Annotated in this window: 17 protein-coding genes and 1 tRNA gene; 9 read left to right on the top strand and 9 right to left on the bottom strand. The window is 62.3% G+C overall.

The features are described from left to right. The first annotated feature begins 34 nt into the window (after positions 1–34). The 4 genes from pheT (at position 35) to ASD82_RS11340 (ending at position 3,232) form a co-directional block, all read left to right on the top strand. Positions 35–2,464, top strand: coding sequence for a phenylalanine--tRNA ligase subunit beta (gene pheT, locus ASD82_RS11355; RefSeq protein WP_056717946.1), 2,430 nt, complete (start codon positions 35–37; stop codon positions 2,462–2,464). A 1-nt stretch (position 2,465) separates the two neighbouring features. Next, the gene (ihfA, locus tag ASD82_RS11350; RefSeq protein ID WP_007804491.1) at positions 2,466–2,765 is read left to right on the top strand and encodes an integration host factor subunit alpha; all 300 of its coding nucleotides are present in this window, start codon (positions 2,466–2,468) and stop codon (positions 2,763–2,765) included. After that, positions 2,746–3,102 carry a MerR family transcriptional regulator gene (locus ASD82_RS11345; RefSeq protein WP_007804493.1) on the top strand — a complete coding sequence of 119 codons (357 nt, stop codon included), beginning with the start codon at positions 2,746–2,748 and terminating at the stop codon, positions 3,100–3,102. Before ihfA ends, ASD82_RS11345 begins: the two co-directional genes overlap by 20 nt. Before the next feature lie 53 nt (positions 3,103–3,155). Next, positions 3,156–3,232: transfer RNA gene (locus tag ASD82_RS11340), tRNA-Pro, on the top strand. Between the two features lie 757 nt (positions 3,233–3,989). Here the strand turns inward: ASD82_RS11340 and dcm are convergent. From dcm to serA, 6 genes are all read right to left on the bottom strand, one after another. Next, positions 3,990–5,186 carry a DNA (cytosine-5-)-methyltransferase gene (gene dcm, locus ASD82_RS11330; protein WP_056717944.1) on the bottom strand — a complete coding sequence of 399 codons (1,197 nt, stop codon included), beginning with the start codon at positions 5,184–5,186 and terminating at the stop codon, positions 3,990–3,992. 82 nt (positions 5,187–5,268) lie between these two features. Beyond that, a complete protein-coding gene (locus ASD82_RS17400) occupies positions 5,269–11,382 on the bottom strand; it encodes a DEAD/DEAH box helicase (protein WP_082585320.1) in 6,114 nt (2,037 codons plus the stop codon). Continuing rightward, a complete protein-coding gene (locus ASD82_RS17760) occupies positions 11,379–14,651 on the bottom strand; it encodes an STY4851/ECs_5259 family protein (protein WP_157599249.1) in 3,273 nt (1,090 codons plus the stop codon). Before ASD82_RS17760 ends, ASD82_RS17400 begins: the two co-directional genes overlap by 4 nt. A 383-nt stretch (positions 14,652–15,034) precedes the next feature. Next, positions 15,035–15,271: a type II toxin-antitoxin system Phd/YefM family antitoxin gene (locus ASD82_RS17890; RefSeq protein WP_056717940.1), complete on the bottom strand. Its 237-nt coding sequence runs from the start codon at positions 15,269–15,271 to the stop codon at positions 15,035–15,037. A 130-nt stretch (positions 15,272–15,401) separates the two neighbouring features. Further along, positions 15,402–15,755 (bottom strand): hypothetical protein, encoded by a 354-nt coding sequence (locus ASD82_RS17885; RefSeq protein WP_056717939.1) that lies wholly within the window; start codon positions 15,753–15,755, stop codon positions 15,402–15,404. 576 nt (positions 15,756–16,331) lie between these two features. After that, positions 16,332–17,564 (bottom strand): phosphoglycerate dehydrogenase, encoded by a 1,233-nt coding sequence (gene serA, locus ASD82_RS11300; RefSeq protein WP_056717938.1) that lies wholly within the window; start codon positions 17,562–17,564, stop codon positions 16,332–16,334. 119 nt (positions 17,565–17,683) lie between these two features. On the opposite strand from serA, the gene ASD82_RS11295 reads away from it, so the two are divergent. Both ASD82_RS11295 and pip read left to right on the top strand, forming a co-directional pair. Then, positions 17,684–19,078 carry an FAD-binding oxidoreductase gene (locus ASD82_RS11295; protein WP_056717937.1) on the top strand — a complete coding sequence of 465 codons (1,395 nt, stop codon included), beginning with the start codon at positions 17,684–17,686 and terminating at the stop codon, positions 19,076–19,078. A gap of 89 nt (positions 19,079–19,167) precedes the next feature. After that, the gene (gene pip / locus ASD82_RS11290; RefSeq protein ID WP_056717936.1) at positions 19,168–20,136 is read left to right on the top strand and encodes a prolyl aminopeptidase; all 969 of its coding nucleotides are present in this window, start codon (positions 19,168–19,170) and stop codon (positions 20,134–20,136) included. 126 nt (positions 20,137–20,262) lie between these two features. Here pip and upp read toward each other — a convergent pair whose 3' ends face one another. From upp to ASD82_RS11275, 3 genes are all read right to left on the bottom strand, one after another. Continuing rightward, positions 20,263–20,907 carry a uracil phosphoribosyltransferase gene (gene upp, locus ASD82_RS11285; protein ID WP_056717935.1) on the bottom strand — a complete coding sequence of 215 codons (645 nt, stop codon included), beginning with the start codon at positions 20,905–20,907 and terminating at the stop codon, positions 20,263–20,265. 103 nt (positions 20,908–21,010) lie between these two features. Next, on the bottom strand, positions 21,011–21,370 hold the full coding sequence (locus ASD82_RS11280) for a PsiF family protein (RefSeq protein WP_056717934.1): 360 nt from the start codon (positions 21,368–21,370) through the stop codon (positions 21,011–21,013). Positions 21,371–21,593: 223 nt separating this feature from the next. Beyond that, positions 21,594–23,090, bottom strand: coding sequence for an aminotransferase class III-fold pyridoxal phosphate-dependent enzyme (locus ASD82_RS11275; RefSeq protein WP_056717973.1), 1,497 nt, complete (start codon positions 23,088–23,090; stop codon positions 21,594–21,596). Between the two features lie 283 nt (positions 23,091–23,373). Between ASD82_RS11275 and ASD82_RS11270 the strand changes: the two genes are divergently transcribed. The 3 genes from ASD82_RS11270 to ASD82_RS11260 are packed head-to-tail and all read left to right on the top strand — an operon-like array spanning position 23,374 to position 26,359. Beyond that, the gene (locus tag ASD82_RS11270) at positions 23,374–24,303 is read left to right on the top strand and encodes an ABC transporter ATP-binding protein (protein ID WP_056717933.1); all 930 of its coding nucleotides are present in this window, start codon (positions 23,374–23,376) and stop codon (positions 24,301–24,303) included. Between the two features lie 13 nt (positions 24,304–24,316). Then, complete coding sequence (locus ASD82_RS11265) at positions 24,317–25,096, top strand: ABC transporter permease (protein ID WP_056717972.1); 780 nt, start codon at positions 24,317–24,319, stop codon at positions 25,094–25,096. Between the two features lie 45 nt (positions 25,097–25,141). Continuing rightward, positions 25,142–26,359 carry a sensor histidine kinase gene (locus tag ASD82_RS11260; protein WP_056717932.1) on the top strand — a complete coding sequence of 406 codons (1,218 nt, stop codon included), beginning with the start codon at positions 25,142–25,144 and terminating at the stop codon, positions 26,357–26,359. The last annotated feature ends 6 nt before the right edge of the window (positions 26,360–26,365 follow it).

The following is a 26,365-nucleotide window of genomic DNA, read 5'->3' as shown; positions in this document are numbered from 1 at the left end:
CCCATTCCCTACTCCCCATTCCCGGACTTCAAACATGAAATTCTCCGAAAACTGGCTGCGCGAACTGGTGGATGTGCAGGCCGACCGTGCCGAACTGGCCCATGCACTGACCATGGCCGGTCTGGAAGTGGAAGAGCTCACCCCGCTGGGCGACGACCTGGCGGGCGTGGTGGTGGCCGAAATCATCGCGGCGGAAAAGCATCCCGAAGCGGATCGGCTGCAGGTCTGCAAGGTGGACGCGGGGCTGGGCGAACCGCTGCAGATCGTCTGCGGTGCGCCGAATGCGCGGGTGGGCATCAAGGTGCCGCTGGCGATGGTCGGTGCGAAGCTGCCCGGCGACATTTCCATCAAGGCGGCCAAACTGCGTGGCGTCGAATCGTCCGGCATGCTGTGCTCGGCGAAGGAGCTGGGCATCGATGCCGATGCGTCGGGCTTGCTGGAGCTGCCGCTGGACGCACCGGTTGGCCAGCCATTGGCGGATTACCTGGGACTGCCTGACGCCAGCTTCGAGCTGAAGCTCACCCCGAACCGTCCGGACTGCCTCGGCCTGGTCGGCCTGGCCCATGACGTGGCCGCTCTTTTCGGGAGCGCCGTGAAGGTGCCGGCTCAGCTCAGCGTGCCGGTCACCAGCGAAGCGCGCCGCGGCATCCGCCTGGAAGCCGGCAAGGATGCGCCGCGCTATCTCGGCCGCATCATCGAAGGCATCGACCCGGCCGCGCGCACGCCGCTGTGGCTGGCCGAGCGCCTGCGCCGTGCCGGCCTGCGTCCGATCAGCGCGGTGGTCGACGTCACCAACTACGTGATGCTGGAGCTGGGCCAGCCGATGCACGCGTTCGACAACGACACGCTCGAAGGCGACATCGTGGTGCGCCATGCCCGCGCCGGCGAGACGCTGAAAATCCTCGACGGCAGCGAGGCGAAACTCGATCCGGGTTTCGTGCTGATCGCCGACGAGGCGAAGGGTCTGGCGGTGGCTGGCGTGATGGGCGGCCACGACTCGCGCGTCACCGACGCCACCGGCAACATTTTCCTGGAATCCGCGCACTTCGCGCCGGCCGCCATCATGGGCCGCGCGCGCAAGTTGGGCCTGCACACGGATGCCTCGCACCGCTTCGAGCGCGGCGTCGACCCGGAGTTGCCGCGGCGTGCGCTGGAACGCGCCAGCGAACTGCTGCTGGCGATCGCCGGCGGCAAGGCCGGGCCGGTGCTGGTGGCGGAGAACCTGGCCGACCTGCCGACGCCGGCGGCGGTGACCTTGCGCCGCGCGCGCCTGCAACGCGTGCTCGGTGTCGGGGTGGCCGATGCCGAGGTTGCGCGCATCTTCACCGCCCTGGGCATGCAGGTAGTGGCGGTTGCCGATGGCTGGCAGGTCACCGCACCGAGCAGCCGCTTCGACATCGAGCGCGAGGAGGATCTGATCGAGGAGGTCGCCCGCATCTTCGGCTACGACAACATCCCCACGGCCACGCCGGCCGGCGCGCTGACCCTGGCGGTCGAGCCGGAGGCGCGGATCAACGAGCTGGCCTTGCGCGAGCAACTGGCCGCGCGTGGCTATCACGAAGCGGTCAACCTGTCCTTCGTGGCGGCCGAGCTGTTGGCAAGCTGGGGTTTCCGCGAGAACCTGGTGCCGCTGGCCAACCCGCTGTCCGCCGACCTGGCGGTGATGCGGCCCTCGCTGCTGCCCGGACTGATCGAGGCCTTGCGCCACAACCGCGCACGCCAGCAGGAGCGGGTGCGCCTGTTCGAGGTGGCGCGGGTGTTTGAGTCGTGCGAGTCCCTTCGCAAAGAACCGGCCATCCCTGGCCGGACTCCTGAACAAGGCGATCCCCTGCGGGAAACGCCAAGCCTCGCGATCGTGGCCTGCGGCAGCGCCCGTGCCGAGCAGTGGGGCGAGCCGTCTCGCGTACTGGATTTCCACGACCTCAAGGGCGACCTGGATGCCCTGATCGCCTGGGGCGGCGAGCCGCAGCGCTGGTCGGTGCATGCCGACGGCCTGCCGGGCTGGCTGCATCCCGGGCGGGGCGCCCGGGTGGCCCGCGACGGCGAGACGGTGGGATATCTCGGCGCGTTGCACCCGCAACTGGCCAAGATGCTGGATCTGGGCGCCGACGTGCACGTGCTGGAACTGGCGCTGGAGCCCGTGCTGCAACGCCGCGTGCCGCAGGCGCGTGCGGTGCCACGCTTCCCGCTGGTGCGTCGCGACATCGCGATCGACGTGCCGGAAACGGCGGCCTGGTCACAGATCGGGCAGGTGGTTCGCAGCACGCTGGGCGAGCGGTTGAAGGAACTGCGGCTGTTTGACCGCTACAGCGGCAAGGGGGTCGAAGCAGGCCGAAAAAGTCTCGCTATGGGCTTGATTTTGCAGGACGCTTCACGCACCCTTACTGACGACGACGCGGACCGTTGCGTACGAGAAGCGATAGCTGCGTTGGAGCAAACATGCAAGGCGAAGTTGCGAGGATGAGATGGCGCTGACCAAGGCGGAAATGGCCGAGCGGCTATTCCTCGATGTGGGCCTCAACAAGCGTGAGGCGAAGGAATTCGTGGACGCCTACTTTGAGGTCGTTCGCGGAGCGCTGGAAAACGGCGAGCAGGTGAAGTTGTCCGGTTTCGGCAATTTCGACCTGCGCCTGAAGAACCAGCGGCCAGGGCGCAATCCCAAGACCGGCGAGGAGATTCCGATCTCTGCCCGCCGCGTGGTGACGTTCCGACCGGGACAGAAACTCAAGGTAAGAGTCGAGGGCTATGCTGGATCAAGGGAATAACACCGAACTGCCTGCCATCCCGGCCAAGCGCTACTTCACCATCGGTGAAGTCGGCGAGTTGTGCGGTGTGAAGCCCCACGTCCTGCGCTACTGGGAGCAGGAGTTTCCGGCCCTCAACCCGGTCAAGCGCCGCGGCAATCGTCGCTACTACCAGCGTCACGACGTGCTGATGATCCGCCAGATCCGCTCGCTGCTGTATGACGAGGGTTTCACCATCACCGGCGCGCGCGCGCGGCTGGAAGGCCCGCAGGCCCGGATGGAGGCGAGCATGTCGCACCAGATCGTGCGTCAGGTGCGGATGGAACTGGAAGAAGTTCTGACCCTGCTGCGTCGCTGAAGGCTTCCGGACATGCCGTGCAAGCTGCTAGACTTGCCAGCTTGCCGTTTCGTCGGGGCGTAGCGCAGCCTGGTAGCGCATCTGCCTGGGGGGCAGAGGGTCGTCGGTTCGAATCCGGCCGCCCCGACCAATTCGGCAAGACCAAGCATCGCGGTTCGATGCTAAGTTGTTGATCGGTATATGTAGCGTCGTTGGGGTGGCCATCACTCAACCGGAGCGCTACGTCTCTTTGCTACGTCGCACTGCTACGTCAGGGTTCCATCGACCGACGGAGAGAATATGCGCGTAGAACCAAATCTAATGCTGCGTGGCTCGACTTGGAGCCTGCGGATCAGTGTGCCCAAAGCTCTTCGCGAGCTTCGGGTTCAAGCCGGTAAAGAACCTGGCCAGAAAGAGATCTGGCGATCCTTGGGCACCGCGGACCAGCGAACCGCGCGTCTCAAGGCGGTTGAGGCTAAAGCCACGCTCCTACGTGAATTCGATACCGAAGCCGCTCGACTCACGGAATTCCTCCGACGCCCGCCCCGCGTTGTGCCAAATGTCGCCCAGATTGAGCAGGCGGTGTTCGCCTTCAAGGCCCAAGAGCGAGCTGACCTAACGAGTGGAGACTTGGACCTGCTTCGTAGGTTGACCTATGCGGTGCAGACAGGTCGGCTGAAGCGCAGCGAGATGCTCGGGCAAAACGGCGTCGAGCCTGCTTCGTAGGATAATTTCATCAATATCGTCGCACCGCCGACTAGAGTGCGAGGTCGTTGTGTACACGCCAAAGTCAGACGGCGAGTGGAAGTTCTAGAGCGGCGTTGAACGTGCCATATCCATGGTGCCGAAGCCAGCGTATCGCCAACGTAACCTTCTACTTCAGCTGGGTGTAGAACTCGACATTCGGTTTAGGGACTTTCACTAACTCTGACGCGGGTTGTTGGGACGACGCGCTTTATGTCATTCGAGCTCCCAGGAGGATCGATTCGGCAAAGATAACCGCGAAGGCGATCCTGAAAGCCGTCGGCGAACTGCAGCAATGCGCGCTCCGTCCTAGACAGAAAGCCACGCGTTGCGCGCGCCGATAGAGGCCTTCCCTCATGATGAAGAAATTCGATCAATGCCGGCCGCGCTATCCATTGCGGATAGGCATTGATGGAGACAGCATGCCTACGATCGCCGTCGAAACGAGCCGCCCTCGGCCAGCGCCCGTTGGAGGGTAGTGCACTGTCTCTTGCGAAGTCATAGGTTGAAGGCTCGGCTAACCGTCCACCCAACCATTTGGCAACGGGAACTGAAACTGCATTTCCGACAAGCGACCAGCGCAACGACGCACGACCGACCAGCTCAGCCGGCTTGGTCCAGTTCTCAGGGAAACCTTGGAATCGTTCGGCATCGCGTATATCGGGGGTGATGATATCCCCTGAAGGCAAAAGGATCGCTGGCGGGGAAGCGATGCCAAGGGTCGATCCCTTCTTGAGTGTCGGGATACCCTCGGGTACCCATCCAAGACCTCGAAGGCCCTCAGTCCAGTAGAAGCCATGCGCACGAGTATCGAGATCGGTGGAGGCTAATTGGGGCTCGACTTCGTCTGCCAAGATCACTGATGCGGGGTCAACATCCGTATTCGTCGCAACAAAAATGACGCGTTCGCGGCGTTGTGGCAAGAACGAAAGGGTGTTTACGACGCGGTATGCCCAGCGGTAGCCGCGCGCCTCAAACGCATCGGCCAGCACGCGTATTGCGCGTCCTTTGTCCAGTTGCAGCATGAACGAAACGTTCTCAAGCACGACACATGGCACTCGCCGCTGGTCCAGCAGCCGAAAGACTTCGCCGACCAGACCTGAGCGGGCGCCGTCGATGCCCGCCGTCAACCCAGCCTGACTGAGATCTTGACAAGGAAAACCACCAACCAAAAGCTCGACTTCCGCTGGGAGTGCCTTTAGGTCGCAAATGTCCCGTGCACATGGCACTTCGGGCATCCTTGCGGCAAGAACAGCGCGTGCGGGCTCCCAGATTTCGCATAGCAGACTTGTCTCGTGCCCGGCCGAAGCGAGCCCGCGCTCGAAACCTCCTATGCCCGCGAAGAGCCCCGCAAGCTTCACAGTTCACCCTTAGTGTTCAGATGCACCGACGAGCGGAATGACAAATTAGGGCGGCGAGCCGTTTCAATTTCATTTCGGATCATCAAAGTATCTTGCAAGCAAATAAGGTCCCACTCGGACCGTTTTCGATTTTAAATGGCGCTTGGATGGCACGAACCTGATCACTGATTGTCGCAGTCGGATCAAAAGCTACTAGAACAGCGGTGGTCCACGATCCGACACCCTGGTCGAAAAAGATCGTTCCTTCACCCTTGGACGTCCGGAAATCAAGTCGTCTCCGATGGGGAAGTGCTTGGTGGAGTACAAGTTGGGCGGTGGGCGAGACACTGGTAAGCAGCTGTCGAAGGACCACGTTGCGGTCAGCGACATCCTGCCAGTCGTCCTGCAACTTCTTACCTATGTGTCGGCGACGATTGTCGCGATGTTGTAAAAGCGTGTCGACAACTACGGTCGTATTTGCGTCGCACAAGCCCGCAACGAGTTCTTTGACGAGTCGTGCTACGAGCGGACTGAACAGGTATCGGTCAGAATAGCGAAGTTCTTTGCATGGCTCGGAAAGGATTGCTGCAAGGGTGTCATTGCGGTCGACCATTAGTGCTTTCAGCCGCTGTCCGAAACCAGTCACCGGACCATTGAGTTCGGCATTTACATCAAAGATCGTTTCCGACACTCGTTCGACTAAAAATTTGTTCGGATCGATCGCTGGCGGCGGCTCTCGCGTTCGTTCATATGTGCCGCGAACCACAGGGGCACCCGATGTGCTCGCCCAACTTGAGCCGATGCGGTAGGCGTCACGATCAAGCGAGCGCCAAGCAGTGAGGCGGCTTCCAGCAATAACCAAAGCCAGCAATTCGGCATCCACCGCCGGCAATTTACGAAGCGACGCTCGCGCTCGCTCGATCCAGAGAACGATACGCCGCCGAGTGACGGCATCGGCACTTTCCAACGTGGTCTCGTCAACTTCAATCGTTACGCTGCGACCACGAGCCCCCCATCGCTCGACCACCGATGCCACAGGCCACGCTTCGAAATCCCAATCGGTGGGATCGCCATGGAGTATGACGACCAATTCAGCTATAGGATCTGTGGTCATTCGCTCGTTCAATGCCTCGCCGAGCGCAGCGGATTCGTATGTCGTCGAAGGTCCAAAAAGGCGATGTTCGTTCGGAAGCGTGAATCGTGACAATGCAGAGGTGAGCAATGCGAACGCTGCAGCGCGATCAGTCGTTTCGACGGAATGCTGTGCGTCGGGCGCTAGGACACAGCGAGGGCAGACTCGCTCGGCAGATGGGTCGCCGCATCTGCCTGGGAGGGAGCAGTCAAGGAAGGTTCCTGCTTCGAGCAGTAAGCCGACAGGATCACGCGCGACCGTCGCAGAGAAGCCAGCGCCGCCGCTCGCTCGATCGAATATGACGGCACTCCAATTGTTGCGTCCGCGGGCGTTCGGCGCGGCAGGCGCCGCGAATCCCATTTCGTCGGTATCGATGCCTATGCGTCTTGCCACTGCTTCACGCAGGGCGAGGGCTATCGTCAATGCGACTTCGCGGGACGGGCAATCATAGAGCTGGATCTCGCAGACATCGGTCCGAATCTCATGACCAAGCATCAGATGACGAGTGACGGCATAAGGTGCAAATTCGGGCGCTCCACTACAGGTAGAACCATCAATCGCGGTTGGAGCGCCGCGCAAAGGCTTGTGCCCAGAGAGGCCAGGACCACCCAATGCTTCGACCTCAGATTCTGCGCGTCCACAATGTAAGCACAACGCATAGCCCTGACCGTGATCGCCGGGATTGAACCAAAAGACCGTGCCATCTGGGCTCGCGCGGACTCTTCCAACGGCTGGGTCGGGAAGCGATCGCCACGGGGCTTCACGCGCGGATACCCAGGGATCCACCACCTTGCTGGCTCCAACGTCCGAGGGGTCGTCATGGATCTTGAAACGGACGTCGACCGAGAAGCCCCCCGGACTCAGATAGCGAAGCGGAGTCAGGATGTTCGATCCGCACTCCGCGCATGACATTGTTTCGACGGCGGAAGGTTTGGATGACAAGGCACCACATGTCCTACACGACCACATCGTTCTCAGACTTTGGATTTCGCGCAAACCACCCTCGGACACTGGCCGCTGCCAGTTGAGCGTGACCCCCGCGGACTCCCGGACGACGCCGTCGACGACGATGCCTCTTCCAGGCGCGTATTCGTAAATCCCGACTTCGCGCGAACGCGATGGATAGCCGCGCCCGAAGCTCCTTTCTTGGGACCCACCGCGATCTGTAGACGCTCGCTGGTTTGCTACCCGCTCGCTCGCGGTCTCGGTGACGAATTGAACGACATCCGTGGGAAACCCATAGGATGGAAGAAAGCCTCTGCCCGCCAGCTCGCCGAGCAGGTAGCCACGTTCGAGCCGAATGCGCTGGATTTCACGAGCCTTGTTGATAGCGGCCAGCTCAACATCGCCTACTGTGTTCTCTCCGCTGGCGGACGCCAGCGCTTCCCATTCGGCTTGAATCTCAGCCGCGATTCGCTTCAATCGAGTGCGAAGCAACTCGATCAAATCCCAGTTAGGTGTCACCGGCGTGCCCGCAAGCAATGTCACTAGCGAGTCTTTTATTGCCTGATCCGTCAGTGCCGAGTCTAGCCATGCAAGAAATGCCGTTGCTGGAACAGCATCAAGCACCGTAGGGCTTTCCAATGTAAGTGCGAAGAAGGCGCCGTTGGTTAGTTTGTGGAGTTCCGTTCCAATGTTTGATAAGAAACGAGCAAGAAGGAATGCTGCGGCATGACGTGTCGCGATTGTCGGACTCTCAAGGCTCACCCTTGGTGTCCTCACTTGGCGTTCAAGATAGTCGAGAGGGTTCGCGATGGTCATGCGATCAAGCGGACGATCCTTGCACAGTGTCAGACCGACGGCTATGGGCTGACGTTGGCGACCCGCACGACCAACGCGCTGACGGTAGTTCGCGATCTCCGGCGGCGCGTTAGTATTGAGCACAGCTTCGATGCTGCCGATGTCAACGCCCATCTCCATGGTTGTCGAGCAACCTAAGACATTGATCTTGCCTTCCTTGAATTCTCGCTCATACCGCCGGAGGGTCGTGCTTGCTTGCTGAGCTGAATGCTCGGCCGCGCGAAGCCAAGGCGAGAATTTCGCGGCGCGATCTTGTTGATCGCCCCATTGCCCCGCACCGCGGAGCACAGCGACTGCGGAGTCTGTCGCGAGCCACGAATCCATCGTATCTTCGTCGATCGCGCGACCCTCTTGGTCACGACGCCAGGGAAATGGCAGGCGCGGAAGCGTTATTGGCGAAGCGACGGGATGGACGCCATCGACATCGTATGGACTCCTGCCTCTCAGCGTCGTGTCGAGGACGCGCCGGGTGGTGGGGCACCAGAAGGCGTTCTCGACCTTGGCCACCGCGAGATTGCTAAGCTTGAGGCGGAACCCATTGTCGGTCCGCGTCATGAACCTTTGTAGCGCGAGCCAAGCATCATTTAGGACGTCACCAATTCTGTCTTTATCGACTTGATTTCGGGGGTCGAGCTGCAGCGCCTGAAAGAGCAGCCGAACGACTCGCGTCAAGCGAGCCCCGTAGGGGTTAGGCCAGAGGCGGACGTAGCGGCTCGACCTCTCGCCGGGTGACCAAGGCTTGACCTCGATATGGCTCTGGCGGCGATCAATCCAATTCAGCCACCAGCGCGGGAAATCAAGGGCGACGTTTGTACGCAGGAAATGCGTAATCAGCAATCGGAGCAGATCGCGCCAATCTTCGCCCGTCATGCCGACGGCGCGAGCAGATGCAGGAACGCGCGGTTCCGCGCCGTCAATTCCTGGAAGTTCGAAGCGAAACAGGCCGAGTGTTTCTGCCGAGTTGGCTCGAACAGGTCGCCGCATTGCTTCGCGATAGAGAAGAAACTCCGCAAGCTCTATGGGCTCTTGAAAGCGCTCATCGCGGTTGGTAGTTGTCCAGAGTACACGTAGGAAATGATCGACGGTTGCGTGCCCCGCCAACCTTCGCACGAGGTCGCTCCAAGGTTTAGCGCCACCGCCAACAAGATTTGCGCGCTCCCGCTCTTCTTTGTCGGCCAATGCCGCAAGCATGGTGTCGAGTGGGTCTTCTCTGAGGCGTGCAATCCTTCTGTCGATCGTAGCCAACGCCTCAGCATCGACAACCGCGCCTTCTTGAACAAATTGGTAGATGAAGCCGCGGATGAACATACGTTCCGACGCGATTTGGAGATTGGCTGCATGGCGTGCGGTGCCCTGACGGGCATCAGTGAAGGTAATGAGCCGACGGCCATCGAAAGGGAGCGGCTCGTCCAAATTTGGTTCTGGTGACAGATCGGCGAGAAAGCCCGGCGTAATCTGGGCCATCAAGAATGGTGCCCCAGCAACCACAGGGCGCATGGCTCCGCGTTTCGGATCGACTCGATTGGGCGCCTTGAGACAGTTTGGGCACACGGAAATGTCTCGGCTGGCGGCAAAATCGATCTGCCGTTCGAGATTGCCATCGATGATGCCAGTGCTCATCTCAACGCTCAGGCGGTTAGAGCCTTCCCTTGCTGGCAACGTCAGATATCGGCGCGAAACGATCATCGGCGCATCGTCGCGGACTGGTTCCTCGTCTTCGTCATCGGCAGCATCATTCGGATCCTCGCGTTCAAGCGTTTGCTCGAATCCATCATCGTCATTGCCATCATTCCACGCGGCGACGCGCGCCCCGTATTCGTATTCCTCCGCTCTTAGGGCACCGTCGCCGCAAAGGGTGCAACATACCCATTCAAGTACGATAGATGAGCAGGTCGGGCAATGTTCGCGCTTATCCGAGAAGATCTGCCCGTAGGGCCAGTCCGAATCGCTCTCATGGGACGGACTTGCGGAGCAGAGTGGATTGATGCAAGTCCACAACCCTGCGACGGTCCTGTGAAACAAATGGATCCGGTTGGGGAGAATGGCATCACCCCCGCTTGCGGCCAGGGCCGGATCGGCTAGCGGATCTTTCGCGCGTGCCGCCTCGACCAACATCCTTGTCGCGTCGGCCATCCCACCTGTGATCGTCTTGACTTGTTCGGTCCATGACCTCCAAGAGTAAATCTTTCCTGCTCGTAGCTCCTCGCGCGTAGCGCGCAGCCGGGCGGACCGCGACAGAATTCCACCGCTCTCCAACGGGTCGAGACTAGAAAGTACGTTAGGTTGAACGAGGCTGTTGTCGTAGTGAGTCGGCACAGCCGGCAAAGGTGCTCGCTGCCCTTCGACCACGTGAATCGCATCAGCAGGGGCACCCGAAAGATCCTGCAAAAAACGATGAAGCTCGATTCTTGCCTTCTCACCTCCGATCGTTGCGGAGGTTGCAACGTAGCGAATCTGATCAGGTGTGCGTCCGAATGCGAGGGCTACACGACGAAGAAGTAATGAGATTTCAGCAGCCTGTGCCCCCATATAAGAATGGGCCTCGTCGAGAATAATGAAGTCAAGCTTGCCCTGCGATGAAGCCAAGATTGACGCGTCGTTCTGACGAATGAGCATGTACTCAAGCATCGTCGCGTTGGTGACTAGCACCGGCGGGGGAGAGGCACGAAGAGCCGCACGATTTCCAACGCGCCACGGCTTTTCTTCACGTGTGGCGGCACGCGCCACCTCTGGCGTCTCGCCATTGTAGAGACAGTATCTGAGCGCGCCTCCAAACGGCTGGAACCAACGCTGAAGGCGCTCTTCTTGACTGCTGATAAGCGCGTTCAGGGGATAGAGCATGAGCGCGCGGACACCCTCAAGCGTCCTCGCCCCGGCGTCGGATTGCTTTATCAGCTGATTGAGAATGGGAACAAGAAAACATTCGGTTTTGCCGGAGCCGGTGCCGCTAGAGACGATCACCGAGGATGGGCGATCGCTCGTCAGATGCTTCCAAGTCTCGGCCTGATGCACATAGGGCGGAAACGACACGGACGCGAGTACGTCGACGGTCCGCGAATCAAGGATTCCCGGCTCAAGCGCGTGCCAACCTCCTTCCAACAGCAGCCACGGAAAAGCACCTTCAACAAAAGGCTCTGCGATGAGCGAGCCGGGCATACCCGCAGGCGCACCCCAAGTCGATCGCAGGTGCTTGACGAGCGTGCGGGAAGTCGGACGCATCATGCCAAGAATTGCGTCGGCAGCCTGCTCTGGCAGACGCGACATCATTCGGTCGAAATCAATCATGTCTTTCCTTCTCCACTGGACACAAAACTGCGAAGAATTACGTCGATGCCGATCGGCACGAGAGCTTCAAAGTACTCGGGGTCGTAAAGCCATACGTCACGGCAGCGACGTAACTCTTCGTCGGTAAGTTTTATGCGCCCGCTCGCGTGGTTGGCCAAAGCAAACGGCACTGCGATCACGTCCGCGTAACTCGGATCGTATGCAGCATAAAGTGTCTGCTGAGTTGCTCGGGTTTTGGGGGTCAGCAGCCCATGCGGTGGCGGATCGATGTCGTCGTGGCGCCCAATTAGACGATCGATCTCACGACGTATATGGTCACTTCGTCCAATATCCAAGAAGTGAACTGCGGCACCGTCGACCGAACCATTCTCCGGCACTGCCTCTGCAGCGATGTGCCTCATAAAGACCACCGCTTTTGCATGCCCCGCCAATTCCGGGCGCAAGCTGACAACCTCTCCAAGGTCGGCCAATAGGGCTCGGTAAGCGAGCACCGTATCAACGCCGACTTCCAACAGGCGCGCGCGAACATACTCAATCCGCGCAGAGAATGCGCTCAACCAGTCATCGATTGCTGTTGAGCACCAGAGGAACGGCAGGTCGCGCTGAAGATCGAGCATCGCTGCGCGCTCGTCCAACGATTCGCAGAATGCAAGTAGCAATACTGCAAGCCTCGGTGAACGATCGAGCGCCTTCAGCGCATCAATGAATGAGATGGGCAGTCCTTCGCGTCGCGCGATTGCGAGAAGATCGATGATCGTCCGGCGGTCTCGTGGCGATAGCTGATCGGGTTTCGCGTAAGCTTCTATGAAAGCGGCTGCCCGTGCTGGGGATGAGTCGATACCGAATGCCAATTCGAATGCGGTCTCGTTTCCGGCAGCAGGTTCTAACACTGCAGCCAGGATTCTAGGGCGAATTTTTGTTCCACGTCGGCGCCGACCGTAGATCAGCCAAGGGCCACGCGGAAGCGAACGACTCAGCTCACTACGCATCTCCGATGGGCTTGCGGGTGTCGCTATGGGTATCGAACCAGCAGCTGGGGAGGGGAGCGCTATCCCTCGGAGGTCCAGTCCATGCGTCGTCTCAAGCACGAGAAAGGTATTCGTTCGAGGGGCGACGAAAGGATCGACATCCTCTGCGTACCAGCGCACGTCGGCAAGTTGTTCGGACGCGCCGTGCACGCTCAGACCAACGCGGGCATCAAGGCTCTCCGAGCTGCCGAGCAGTTGTGTGATCGCTTCGGCGAAGGCGGAAAGTGGAGCTTCGCCTGAGATCGGTCGGGTAATCGTCAACCTCGGCGCATCGTTTGCACGCAGTTCCATGCAAAGGTTCACTTCACGCGTAGTTAGGATTCGCAGGCCCTTCAGGCGATCCACGGAGAATGTTGAGCGCGGTGGTATCAGGGTGTCGTCGCCATCGATCATCCGTAAGTCATAACTAGGATCGGCGAATGTGAGGGACAGCTCGGCAGTCCAACGCGGTCGTAGGACGATTGTAGGCGTCCTCGATGGAGGTCCGAGTTGAACGATGACTTCGTCGTCCTCGAACCGAACGACTAGATTTGTCGCTCCGCACGCAGCGCAAACGCGCGTGTCGAGGCCAGTGATCCGAACCTCCCTATTGCTCCGGTCCATGACAAGGTTGATGGTTGGTGGAACGATCGAAGTAGCAATCGTGAAGCACAGCGTTCCATTTTCGATGACCGCAAGATCGACGCGTCCCCAAGGTTTGCTGCCTTCGATTGGTCGCCATGTTCCTCTTCCTCGAGGGCGCCAGTGCAGCTTATGGCGCCTAGTCTCGACTAGGCGTCCTTCGTGTTCGACTAACAAACGTGGCAAGCCGCGGAACACAGACTCGCGTACATTGCGAAGCAAATTGCCGACAAGGACAGGACGCGCATCAGCGTTGCGCTCAGCAGAAGTCGTCCAAGACCAGTTCGCTCCATCTAAAGCGAAAGTGGCTGAACCACTGAAGCGGACCATTCGACGCTCTGATACGACGCAGCGTCCAAGCTCAACAAAGCCATCCGAAAATGAGACGGCAGGAAAATGGTCTTCTTTTATGGCAAGCGCTAGAGTCGTCTTGCTCGTTTGAACCGGTGACGAACCTAAGACTCGAAGCCTCGTTGGGAACTCTTTCTCATCGACCTGCTCGATCTGCATTGCAATGACGGGGCTGTCAAGCTCCTCGCCACCCATCGCTAAGAAGTCTCCAACAATGCTGCCTCCCGACTGCACAATGAGCCGAGCCGGATCCTCCAATCCAAGAGGTGTGTCGAACTTGGCGACGAACGCGCGCAGCTCATGTTCAGTTGTTCCGTCCTTTTCAAAGGTTTCTACGGCGGCCACAGCGATGAGTTCGTCGCCGAATGGCGGGCGCGGGAAAATTCTGACACGGCGACCGCTCCGCACGACCCCTACGATCGACGGCGGCAAACGCTCCAAGTCGATCCGGCCAGACAGGCCAAGGGACGCGCGCGATTGCCATGTGTCGCCGGCAAAAACGAAGTATCGAACGACGTCGAGTGCCGCGGCGCCTCCGTCACGAAGCCGGACGATCTGTTCAATCATCGCCCGAATGTCCTCACACTCGACATCGAACGGGAGCTCGTCCCGCCAATAGGGCCGCATCTTATCGAGAAGGTCGACGGGGTCGCTGTGATTTTCGAGAGGTGGAAGCGACGCACGAAGTTCGACAATCTTGTCGCAGAGTTCTATTGCAGGCTCTAGCAGTGCCTGCGTAAGACGATCTGACACGCGCCAAGCTTCAGCGCCGACGGCATCACGAGTCGTGAACCCTCTCTCGACGCAGAGAACAGAATTCCTTAGCCAAGAGGAAATGCGCGGATCTTCGCGGACCGATGCAACTGGAAAGCCGGCTTCGCGCACGATGGCAAGGAGTCTTTCACCGCCTTGAGGCTTCGGTCGGCGCCAAACGCCCAATCCAAGACTGACCAAAGACTCGATGTCGCGATAGCGTATTCGAGCGTTGGGTCCGTAGTCTAAGCCAATGGTTTGAAGCGGGCGAATCCAATCCCAGTGGCCGCCAGTTCGCTCACGCCTGAACCACTCTGCGACGTGCGAAATTATCAACGCCGCGCCATAACGATCTTGAAGCGCGGCTGGGCCATGCCGCAGCAACATCGCACCTATCCGATCGAATTCGCGGCGGGCAAATCGATACGCATAGAGCGGCCGGCCATCGGGACATGCAAAGCCCCTGGAATCCAACAGCGAATGCAATCCGTCCTTCAGTTCCGTGAGCGCTTCCAAGCTCATCCCCCCGCAACACGGGCCCGCTCCGCCCTTGGGCCAGTCCGGCTCGTTTGGTTGACAATAGCATTCAGAATGCGCTTGGTATACGAGAGGCCGTCATGGTTCGGTTCTAGAGGTTGTCAGCGTGCTGAGCGAGTAAAATGGCGTTTTAAGTGTCCACTCGGATGAACCTGCAGCCACCGTTTTTCAATCCGATAGACGTGCGCGACGCATCTAGATTCGAGTGAGCAATCATTCACGCACGCGAGGTGCCCATAGGGGGACGCCGATCTAAGACGCCTCAGAGCTTGCGCCGGCGGCGCGCTGTGACACTCGTAGACACAGGGTGTCACCGAAAACGAACCGTGCATGCAGGGTTGGTGAGTGTGTGCAGGCGCTTATTACTGCGGTTCATCAGTCCGGATGGTGCTATCAATCGTGTTCATGATCGCCTGATACTTAGTGGCGGATACTGCAACAACCGCGCGTTTTCCATCAAAATCACCGCGTCGTGTGATGATCGTCGGCTCGCAATCGTCGACGACCTGATCGAGAACCTTGCCGAGGTGATCCCTGGCGTGGGTGAGATTGATCGCGCGTATTCTGTCTTCCTTGAAGTGGGTGGGTAGGGGAGACATTCGGCATGGGGATGCAACAGGGAGACAATGTTGGCGGTGAGAGCTCAGCCGTGTTGTATCCAGCCGGTCGAGATCGGGAGTGATCCAACGTAGGAGCTGATCGCTGCCTGGAAGTGTGGAGTTAGCCCTGTCACTTCCCTGTATCAGGCTGGAGCAACTCCCAGGACTGGCCATACTGCGTCCAGTCGCTACGCATCTCGTAGCGTTTACGCCACCGCTGTCCATTCAACTCAACGATCCGCCTGGGCTGCGAGTTTGGGTAGGCTTTATCCAGTGCGAGCTGGACTCCTTCCCTAAAGTTAACAGGTTCGATCGTTCCATTCCTGAGCAGCTCTTCCCTAATCTCCAGGACTTTGCGGGCCGCGGCATTGCGCTGTGATTGCCACTTGTTCGGGTTGTTGCCTGTGTAGTTCTCCCATCGAGCGATCTCACGCGCGTTGACAACTTCTGCAGCCTGGAGGTCTTCGAGTGTGTATCCGGGCATGGGGGCCCCTGTGTGGGGTGGAGTTTGATCTTGAGGGTGGGTGGCCTTGGTGAAGCATGGAGTTATCTCCGGAACATGGCACTGCGGAGGCATCCATAAGGCGCAATTGGCATCGTCTCTAGGACTTTCGATCTCCGTCCCGATCTCATTTTGGTATGCCCACTTCACATGCTGCAACGTGACCGCGCTACTGGCACCAGTCGCGGTGCAACTGACAATGGTCTGACGGACGTGGAGAATCGTTCGTGGCGATGTATCGCCAACCTGTTTTGGAGCCCGACATTCCTTGCACGGCGTGCTACGCTTTTCAGCACGAGCAGTTGCTACGCCTAGCAGTTCTGGTCGAGTGCTAAGTATTTGATCCGTCGTTGCATTTGCTGCTGCTACGTTTGATCAAACATGTGTCTCGGCTAAGCTGTTGATTGTAAAGAGAGGGGTCGTCGGTTCGAATCCGGCCGCCCCGACCAATGGGCAAGAAATTAAAAAAGCGCCCTTGGGCGCTTTTTTGTTGGGAACGGGGAACGGGGAACGGCAGAGCATCGCCGCCTCGCATCTGTTCCCCGTTCCCCGCCTCACTCAATACAGCACCCGGCTGCGCAACGTGCCCGGAATCGCGGCCAATTGCGACTTCAGCTCGTTGGCTTGCGCCTCGTCGGCGCTGACGTCGATCACCACGTAGCCCACTTCGCTGTCGGTCTGCAGGAACTGGGCGTCGATGTTGATGTTGCCGGCCGAGAACAGTTCGTTGATCCGCGACAGCGTGCCCGGCACGTTGCGGTGGATGTGCAGCAGGCGGCGGCTGTGCGGGTGTTCGGGCAGGGTGACTTCGGGGAAGTTCACCGCCGACAGGGTCGAGCCGTTGTCGCTGTAGCGGACCAGTTTGCTGGCCACCTCGATGCCGATGTTGTCCTGTGCCTCCAGCGTGCTGCCGCCGATGTGCGGGGTCAGGATCACGTTGTCCATGCCCAGCAGCGGCGACACGAACGGGTCGTCGTTGCCCTTCGGCTCGGCCGGGAACACGTCTACCGCGGCGCCGGCCAGGTGGCCGTCGCGCAGCGCCGCGGCCAGCGCGTCGATATCCACCACGCTGCCACGCGAGGCGTTGATCAGCATCGCGCCCGCGCGCATCTTCGCCAATTGTTCCTGGCGGATCATCAGCTGCGTGGCCGGGGTTTCCGGCACGTGCAGGGTGACCACGTCGGAACGCTCGAGCAGTTCGTCCAGGCTGGATACCGCGCGGGCGTTGCCCAGCGACAGCTTGGTCTCGATGTCGTGGAAGATCACCCGCATGCCCAAGCTTTCGGCCAGCACGCCGACCTGGGTGCCGATGTGGCCGTAGCCGACGATGCCCAGTACCTTGTCGCGCGTCTCGTAGCTGCCGCTGGCCGACTTGGCCCAGCCGCCGCGATGGCACTGCGCGTTCTTCTGCGGAATGCCGCGCAGCAACATGATGGCTTCGGCGATCACCAGTTCGGCCACGCTGCGGGTATTGGAGTAGGGCGCATTGAACACCGGCACGCCGGCCCTGCGCGCGGCGCCCAGGTCCACCTGGTTGGTGCCGATGCAGAAGCAGCCCACGGCGATCAGTCGCTTGGCGTGGCCCAGCATCTCGTCGGTCAGCTGGGTGCGCGAACGGATGCCGACGATGTGCGCGTCGCTGATGCATCGCCTCAGCTCGTCTTCCGGCAGGGACTTCGCATGCAGTTCGACCTGGCTGTAGCCGGCCCGATGAAACACGTCGACCGCACTGGCGCTGACCCCTTCCAGCAGCAATACCTTGATGTCCTGGCGGGGGTAGGAAGTCTGCATGGGTCGTTCCCTGTGAGTGAGAGGCGGGTCAGGCCAGAGTAGGCGAGGATTTGCGGCGCTGCAACACTGGACTCGCCATCGTGCGGCTGGCAGTCTGTGCGGACACCTGGAGCCGAAGCATGTCCGATCCCCGTCTTGCCGACCTGTCATGTCGTCTGCCCGAGCTGCGCCTGCTCATGGCCGCGGGCGACCTCGAACACTACGGACGCGACTGGACCCGCCGCTGGACTCCCGCCCCCCTGGCGATTGCCCTGCCGGCCACGGTGGACGAGGTGCAGGCGATCGTGCGCTGGGCGAACGAGCATGCCGTGGCGGTGGTGCCTTCGGGCGGGCGCACCGGTCTTTCCGGTGGCGCGGTGGCGGCGAACGGGGAGCTGGTACTGAGCCTGGAACGGATGAACCGGGTGCTGGATTTCAACGCGGTCGATCGCACGCTGACCGTGCAGGGGGGCATGATCCTGCAGCAGGTGCAGGAGGCGGCGCGGGGGCACGGCCTGTTGTATCCGGTCGATTTCGCCGCCCGCGGGTCGTGTTCGATCGGCGGCAACATCGCCACCAACGCCGGTGGCATCCGGGTGATCCGGCATGGCAACACCCGCGAGTGGATCGCCGGGTTGAAGGTGGTGACCGGCGGCGGCGACCTGCTCGAACTCAACCGCGGCCTGGTCAAGAATTCCAGCGGCTACGATTTTCGCCAGCTGTTGATCGGTTCGGAAGGCACCCTGGGCATCGTGGTGGAGGCGACGCTGAAGCTGACCGATCCGCCGCCGCCGTCACAGGTGATGCTGCTGGCGCTGCCAGACATGGATGCACTGATGGAAGTGTTCGCGCTGTTCCGCGCGCAGCTGTCCCTGCAGGCGTTCGAGTTCTTCACCGACCAGGCGCTGCAGCACGTGCTGGCGCATGGCGCGCAGCGGGCGATCGATGGCGACCACCCGTATTACGTGGTCACCGAGTTTGATGCCGCCGACGAAACGCAGCGCGAAACGGCGCTGGCCGTGTTCGGGCAGGCGCTGGAGCAGGGCTGGGTCAGCGATGGCGTGATCGCCCAGAGCGAGGCCCAGGCGGCGGCGCTGTGGTGCCTGCGCGAGGGCATTACCGAAAGCCTGGCGCCGCGACGGCCGTACAAGAACGACGTGTCGGTGCGGATCAGCGCGGTACCGGGTTTCCTGTGCGAGATGCAGGCCCTGCTGGCGAACGAATACCCGGGCATCGAGGTGATCTGGTTCGGCCACATCGGCGACGGCAACCTGCACATCAACGTGCTGCGGCCACACGACGTGGACGAGCCGGCCTTTCTTGCCCGCTGCGAGAAAGTCACCCGGCTGCTGGCGAACACCCTGCATTGCCACGGCGGCAGCATCTCGGCCGAACACGGCATCGGCCTGGTCAAGCGGGCCTATCTGGAAAGCACCCGGAGTGCGGCGGAAATCGCCCTGATGCGTGGCGTGCGCAAGGTGTTCGACCCGCGGGGCATCCTCAATCCCGGCAAGCTGTTCACCGAGAGTGGGTGAGTTTTCAAGCTCTCACGGGCACCGGTTCAAAGGCCAAAACCGCGCCCATGCTAATCTCGACGGCTGTTCGTTGATCACGAGGAGCCCTCATGCCGTCGCCGCTGTTGCGTTCGCTGTATCCCGAAATCGAGCCGTTCGACAGCGGCATGCTGCGGGTGTCGTCGCTGCACACCTTGTACTACGAGCAGAGCGGCAACCCGAACGGCAAGCCGGTGGTGTTCCTGCATGGCGGCCCGGGCGGCGGCACGAATCCGAAATGCCGGCGCTTCTTCGATCCGGCGATCTACCGCATCGTGCTGTTCGACCAGCGCGGCTGCGGCAAGTCCGCGCCGCATGCCGAGCTCACCGACAACACCACCTGGGACCTGGTCGCCGACATCGAACGCGTGCGCGAGCACCTGGGCATCGATCGCTGGCAGGTGTTCGGCGGATCGTGGGGTTCGACTCTGGCGCTGGCCTACGCGCAGACGCATCCGGACAAGGTCACCGAACTGGTGCTGCGCGGCATCTTCATGCTGCGCCGTGCCGAGCTGGAATGGTTCTACCAGAAGGGCTGTGACGCGCTGTACCCGGACGCGTGGGAAACCTATCTCGCCGCGATACCCGAAGTCGAACGCGGCGACCTGATGAGCGCCTACCATCGCCGCCTGACCAGCGAGGACGCGAAAATCCGTACGGACGCGGCGCGTGCGTGGTCGGTATGGGAGGGCGCCACCAGCTTCCTGTGGCAGGACAAGTCGCACATCGAATCCAGTGCCGAGGACGAATTCGCACTGGCGTTCGCCCGCATCGAATGCCACTACTTCGTCAATGGCGGCTTCTTCGAGCACGACGACCAGCTGCTGCGCAATGTCGATCGCATCCGCAACATCCCGGCGGTGATCGTGCAGGGGCGCTACGACGTGGTCTGTCCGCTGCGCAGCGCCTGGGACCTGCACCGCGCCTGGCCGGAGGCCGAGCTGCACATCGTGCAGGACGCCGGCCACTCCGCCTTCGAGCCGGGCATCCTGCACGAACTGGTGGAGGCGACCGACCGCTTCGGCAGTCGGGCGGCATAGGCGCTCATCATGCCCTCTCTCCGTCGGGGAGAGGCAGGGTGAGGGGTTGGGTTGGCGAAAAGTTGATCGAAGTTCTCTTGGCAACCCAAAGCCGGCGGGCGGTGCCCGCCCCACCGGGCGGCCGGGTCAGTCGTTCGCTGGCAGCTGCTTGGTGCCGAAGATCTTGTCCCCGGCGTCGCCGAGGCCGGGCAGGATGTAGCCGTTCTCGTTGAGGCGCTGGTCGATCGAGGCGGTGTAGATCTCGATGTCGGGGTGGGCCGCGGTGATGCGGTTCAGGCCTTCCGGCGCGGCGACCAGGAACAGCCCCTTGATGCGCTTGCAGCCGGCGGCTTTCAGCATGTCGACTGTGGCGACCAGGGTGCCGGCGGTGGCCAGCATCGGGTCGACGATCAGCGCGATGCGCTCGTCCATGCGGCCGGTGAGTTTCTCGTAATAGGTGACCGGCTTCAGTGTCTGTTCGTCGCGTTGCAGGCCGACCACGCTGACTTTGGCCGCGGGGATCAGGTCGAGCACGCCCGGCAGCATGCCCAGGCCGGCGCGCAGGATCGGCACGATGGTGATCTTCCGGCCCTTGATCCGGTGAACCTTGATCGGCCCGGCCCAGCCCTCGATCTCTTCCTCGACGGTTTCCAGGTCCTTGGTGGCCTCATAGGTCAGCAAGGCGGCGACTTCGGAGGCCAGCTCGCGGAATTCCTTGGTGCTGATGCCGGCGCGGCGCATCAGGCCCAGCTTGTGCTGGATCAGCGGGTGGCGGACTTCGACGATCTTCATGGGCAAAGGCTTCAATGGCAGGCGCGTGGCGCAACAACCAGTGAGCTTAACGAAGCGCCGCTGCCCACGCACGCATGCTGCGTGGACAGCGGCGGGGCAGGCGTCAATGCGTGGAAGGGGCGGCGTCGCTCTTCAGGCAGCTGCTCATGAAGGTCTTGCGCTCGGCACCCTTGAGCGCCTTGGTCTTGGCGTCGGCGTTGCAGGTCTTCATCTTTTCCTGCTGGGCGGCCCTGGCCGACGGTGCTGCCGCCGCGCTGTGACCTTTCAGGCAGGAGCTCATGAATGCCTTGCGGTCGTCGCCCTTCTTGCCGGTGGCCTGCTTGTTGCAGTCCGCCATGCGCTGCTGTTGCGCGGTGCGCGGCTTGGCCGGCGCGGCGGTGGCCGCTTGCGGCGTGGCGGCGAAGGTCGCGCCGGCGAAGGCGAAGGCAGCACTGATTGCGAGCAGACGTAGTGACATCGACATCGTTGAGTCCTCCCTGGGTAACCGGCGGCTGCCGGCTCGGGCAGTCTAGGCAGGGAATCTCCTTCGCGTCTGCAGGCAAGATCTTGCGTGCATGAAGTATTCAGCTGAAGCGCCTTGTCGTGCCTGGCCGGCACCGGCGTGGGCGGATGGCTGCACCAGTCCGCAAAAAGACGAGGCCGCGCCGGACAAGCCGGCGCGGCCTCGAAGTCCACGGAAAGTACGCTCAGGCGGCTTCGGCCTTGGCCTTGCGCGGTCCTTCCAGCAGTGCCTTGCGCACGTGGGACACGATCAGGTCGATCTCCGCGCTGGTCACCTTGAAGTGCGGGGTGAAGCGCAGCGAGTTGGTGCCGCCGTGGATCACGCCGACGCCGTGCTCGCGCATGTATTCCTCGGTCGAGTCGGCGCCGTAGCACTTGTACTCGGGCGCCAGCTCGCAGGAGAACAGCAGGCCGGTGCCCTGCACCTTGGTGATCAGGCCGCCCAGCTCGTTCTTCAGCGCGTTGAGCTTGTCGACGAATTCCTTGCCGCGCTCGCGGATGTTGCTGCGCACCTCGTCGCTGAGCTCGCCCAGGGTAGCCAGCGCCACGTCCAGCGCGCGCGGGTTGGCGGTCATGGTGTTGCCGTAGATGCCCTTGCGGTACAGCGCGGCGGTGTGTTCGGTGACGGCCAGCACCGACAGCGGATACTGCCCGGCGTTGAGCGCCTTGGAGAAGGTTTCCATGTCCGGCGGCGGCAGGTCCTCGAAGCCGGGGTAGTCGACGAAGGACAGCACGCCATGGGCGCGCAGGCCGGCCTGGATCGAGTCGATCAGCAGCAGGCTGCCGTGGGCGGAGGTGAGCTCACGCGCTGCCTTGTAGAACTCGGCGGTCACCGCGCGGCCGGGATCGCCTTCGCCCATCACCGGCTCCAGGAACATCGCCTCGATGAACCAGCCGTGCTTGTCCGCGTCGGCGAAGGCAGCTTCAAGCTGGGCCACGTCGTACGGCGCCACCGTGATCACGCTGTCCTCGTGGCGGTAGCTGGCCAGGTTCTGCTGGTAGGCCTTGCGGCTGGAATCGGAGTACAGCGCCGGCTTTTCGGTGCGGCCGTGGAAGGCGCCCTTCACCGCCAGGCGCTTGATCGTGCGACCGGCATAACGACCGCCTTCGTCGGTCATCGCCTTGGCGTTGACGTCCGCGATGCGGCAGGCCAGGGTGACCGACTCGGAACCGGAGTTGAGGCACATGTAGCTGGTGTACGGGCTGCCGCCGCGGCTGCGGCCGAGTTCCTTGTCCAGCGCCCTGGTGAACTGCAACTGCGCCACGCTGGGCGACATCACGTTGGCCATTACCTGCGGGCGGCCCAGCGCGGCGAGGATCGCCGCGTCGTTGTGGCCGAAACCGAGCATGCCGTAACCGCCGTTGTCGTGCACCACGGCACCCTTCAGGGTGACGATCCACGGGCCACGCGCCGCGGCAGGCAGGTACGGGTTGATCGCGTCATCGGGATAGAAGTTGACGAAGCCCGCCTGCGCCTGGGCCAGCTGTTCGGCTTCGTCGAGCTTGAGGAAATCCGCCAGGTCGGCACGCAATTCATGATGGCGGGCGACCGCTTCGGCAATCGCCTGAACCAGCAGCGGATCGTTCGCCGCCATGCGTTCGATGCTGGCGTCGTCCAGGCCGGTGGTACGCGGCTTGCCGCCGAAATCGCGCAGTTCGCGCAGCTGGTTGATCACACCCATGATGAATCCTCCGTAGCTCCGCCAGGCGGCGCGCATGGCCGGATGGCAGATTGGTGAATGCGTGGCGAAAAACGCGAGCGTCTGCGTTTTTCCAATGACTTCAGTCGTTTGAGATCGCCGCACGGGGGCTTTCAGGGCGGCCTTATCCCTCACAGGATACCTTGGCCGCACAGCCGCCGTAACCCCCGGCGCCGGGTGACGGCTGTCATCCCGGATGGCTGACGAGGGCGACTGCCGCCAGCCGGCGGCGGCGCGCAGCATGCATGGCACTGGAGGATTTCCCATGCCGCATGCCGAAAAACCGATCGCCTGCCTCGCCGGCGCCGTCAAACGTTATGGCTCGCTCACCGCGCTGGACGGCGCCGAGCTGCAGGTGCACCCGGGCGAGCTGCTGGCCCTGCTTGGCCCCAATGGCGCCGGCAAGACCACCGCCATCGCCTTGCTGCTGGGCCTGATCCGCGCCGACGCCGGCAGCGTGCAACTGTTCGGCGGGGACCCGCAGGCGATCGAGCCGCGCCGACGCATCGGTGTGATGCTGCAGCACGCCGAGCTGCCGCCGACGCTGCGCGTGGGCGAGCTGCTGCGACTCACCGCCAGCTATTATCCGAACCCCCGCTCGCTGCAGGAATCGGCTGCACTGGCAGGCATCGGCGACCTGCTCAGGCGTCCTTACGCGAAACTTTCCGGCGGCCAGCAGCGGCGCGTGCAATTCGCGCTGGCGTTGTGCGGTCGGCCCGAGCTGCTGTTCCTGGACGAACCCACCGTGGGCATGGACATCGATGCGCGGCAGAAGCTGTGGGCGGCGATCCGGCAGCTGATCGATGAAGGCTGCGCGGTGCTGCTGACCACGCATTACCTGGAGGAAGCCGAGGCGCTGGCCGACCGGGTCTGCGTGATGTCACACGGCAAGGTCATCCACGAGGGCACGGTGGAAACGCTGCGGGCCCGGGTGGCGCAGAAGCGCATCCGTTGCCGCACCACGCTGCCGGCCGAGCTGATCCGCGACTGGCCCGGGATCGGTGAGGTCCGCCAGGAAAACGGACGCACCTGCATCGTCACCGTCGAAGCGGAGCCGCTGGTGCGGCGCCTGCTGGAAGCCGATCCGCAGCTGGGCGAACTGGAAGTGCAGCGCGCCGGCCTGGCCGAGGCGTTCACCGAACTGACCCGCGATGCCGACGAGGCATCGACCAATCCGCAGCGCGAGGCCGCCTGAGATGGACATCGTGATGACTGACGCACCTGTTTCGTTCCCCCCGACCATGTCGCGCCGCCGCGTGTTCGGCGCCTATCTGGAGGAGGCGCGCAGCGAATGCCTGCGCTACATGCGCAACCCGAGCTTCATGCTGCCGATCATGCTGTTCCCGGCGATGTTCTACCTGCTGTTCGGCGTGCTGATGGCGAGGTCCAATGGTGCCGATGCGGCTCGCTATCTGCTGGCCAGCTATGGCGTGTTCGGCGTGATGAGCCCTGGCCTGTTCGGCTTCGGCGTGTCGCTGGCACTGGAACGCGACAGCGGCCTGCTGACCTTCAAGCGTGCGCTGCCGATGCCGCCCGGTGCCTACCTGATCGGCAAGATGATCATGGCGATGGCGGCCGCCGCCGGGGTGATCATGTTGTTGCTGACGATGGCCCTCACCCTGGGTCACGTGACGCTGGCCGCGCCGCAGGCCGCCGCCCTGCTGCTGGTCGGCGTGCTCGGCGTGCTGCCGTTCTGCGCGCTGGGCATGTTCGTGGGCACGTTGTTCAAGGGGCAGGGCGCGCCGGGCGTGCTGCAGCTGATCTACCTGCCGATGTCGTTCATGTCCGGCCTGTGGTTCCCGTTGCCGATGCTGCCGAAGTTCCTGCAGCAGATCGCACCGATCTGGCCGAGCTATCACCTGGACATGCTGGCCCTGGCCGCCGTGGGCATGAACACGCAGCCGCTGCTGGGCCACGTGCTGGTTTTGCTGGTGTTCGCCGCGGGTTTCCTGCTGCTGGCGGCGCGGCGCCTGCGCCGGCACGGTTGAAGTAGCATGCAACGCAGCCCGTCATTACCAGCGAAACGACACGCCATGATCCCCGCCTTCATCGCCCGATGGTTCGCCCCGGCCCCGGATTCCGTCGTGGCCGAGGAGTTGCGGCGCGGCAAGTCGCCATGGGCTGACAGCGTGCACCTGTTGTGGTCGCTGTGGATCTTCATCACGCCGATGTTCGATCACGGCCTGCGCGGCTACACGCTGACCTGGCTGCTGTTCACGCTGACCTCGTATCCCGTGTTCCTGTTGTTGTTCGCCAAGGTGCAGCTGGCTCCGCGGCGCAGCGCCCATTTCTACGCCTGGGCCATGGCGGTCCTGTGCTTCGCCCTGATGCGCTGGTATCCCAGCGGCCTGAGCTACTTCGTCTACGCCTGCGTGATGCTCAGCCACTGCGACCGGCGCCGGTTCCGCAACTACGTGCTGCAGGTGGTGGCGGTCAACATCATCTATGTCGCGCTGGCATGGTGGATCGGCTTCCCGACCGTTCTGCTGGTGATCATGCCGGTCACCGTGTTCGTGATCTGCATCATCGTCACCGTCGAGCAGCTCCACCAGGAAAAGGATGCCGCGCTCAGTCTTTCCCATGACGAGGTGCGCCGGCTTGCGGCCACCGCGGAGCGCGAGCGGATCGGTCGCGACCTGCACGACCTGCTGGGCCACACGCTCTCGTTGATCACGCTGAAGCTGGAGTTGTCGCGCAAGCTGTTCGACCGCGACGTCGAGGCAGCGAAGCGTGAAGTGGAAGAGGCCGAAAAAGTTGCTCGGCATGCATTGGCCGAAGTGCGCAGCGCCGTCACCGGCATCCGCGCCACCGACCTGGCGGCGGAACTCGCCTCGGCGCGACTGCTGCTGGAATCGTCGCGCGTGCACCTGGAATACAACGCCCCGTCGATCGACATGCCGGCCGAGATCGAGCGCGGCCTTTCGCTGGTGCTGCGCGAGGCGGTGACCAATATTGCCCGGCATGCGGCAGCCAGCTGCGTGCAGATCGAGCTGCGCCGCGAACACGCGGCCGTCTGCCTGCAGGTCAGCGACAACGGTCGCGGTGGCATCGCCGCCGATGGCAACGGCATCAGCGGCATGCGCGAGCGCGTGCGCGCCCTGGGTGGAACCCTGGAGGTGCAATCGCCGCTCGGCGGCGGCACGCAGTTGCGGGTGGTCGTGCCGGTGCCCGTGCTGCGCCTGGTCGAGCCGGCGCGCGCGACACCGGCAGCCACGCCGGCGCAGACCAGCTCCGGTTATCCTGCGGCCTGATCGGCC

Origin of the sequence: Rhodanobacter sp. Root179, from assembly GCF_001428465.1 — a bacterium.
GTDB lineage: Bacteria > Pseudomonadota > Gammaproteobacteria > Xanthomonadales > Rhodanobacteraceae > Rhodanobacter.
This window is presented reverse-complemented; position numbering and strand designations above follow the sequence as displayed.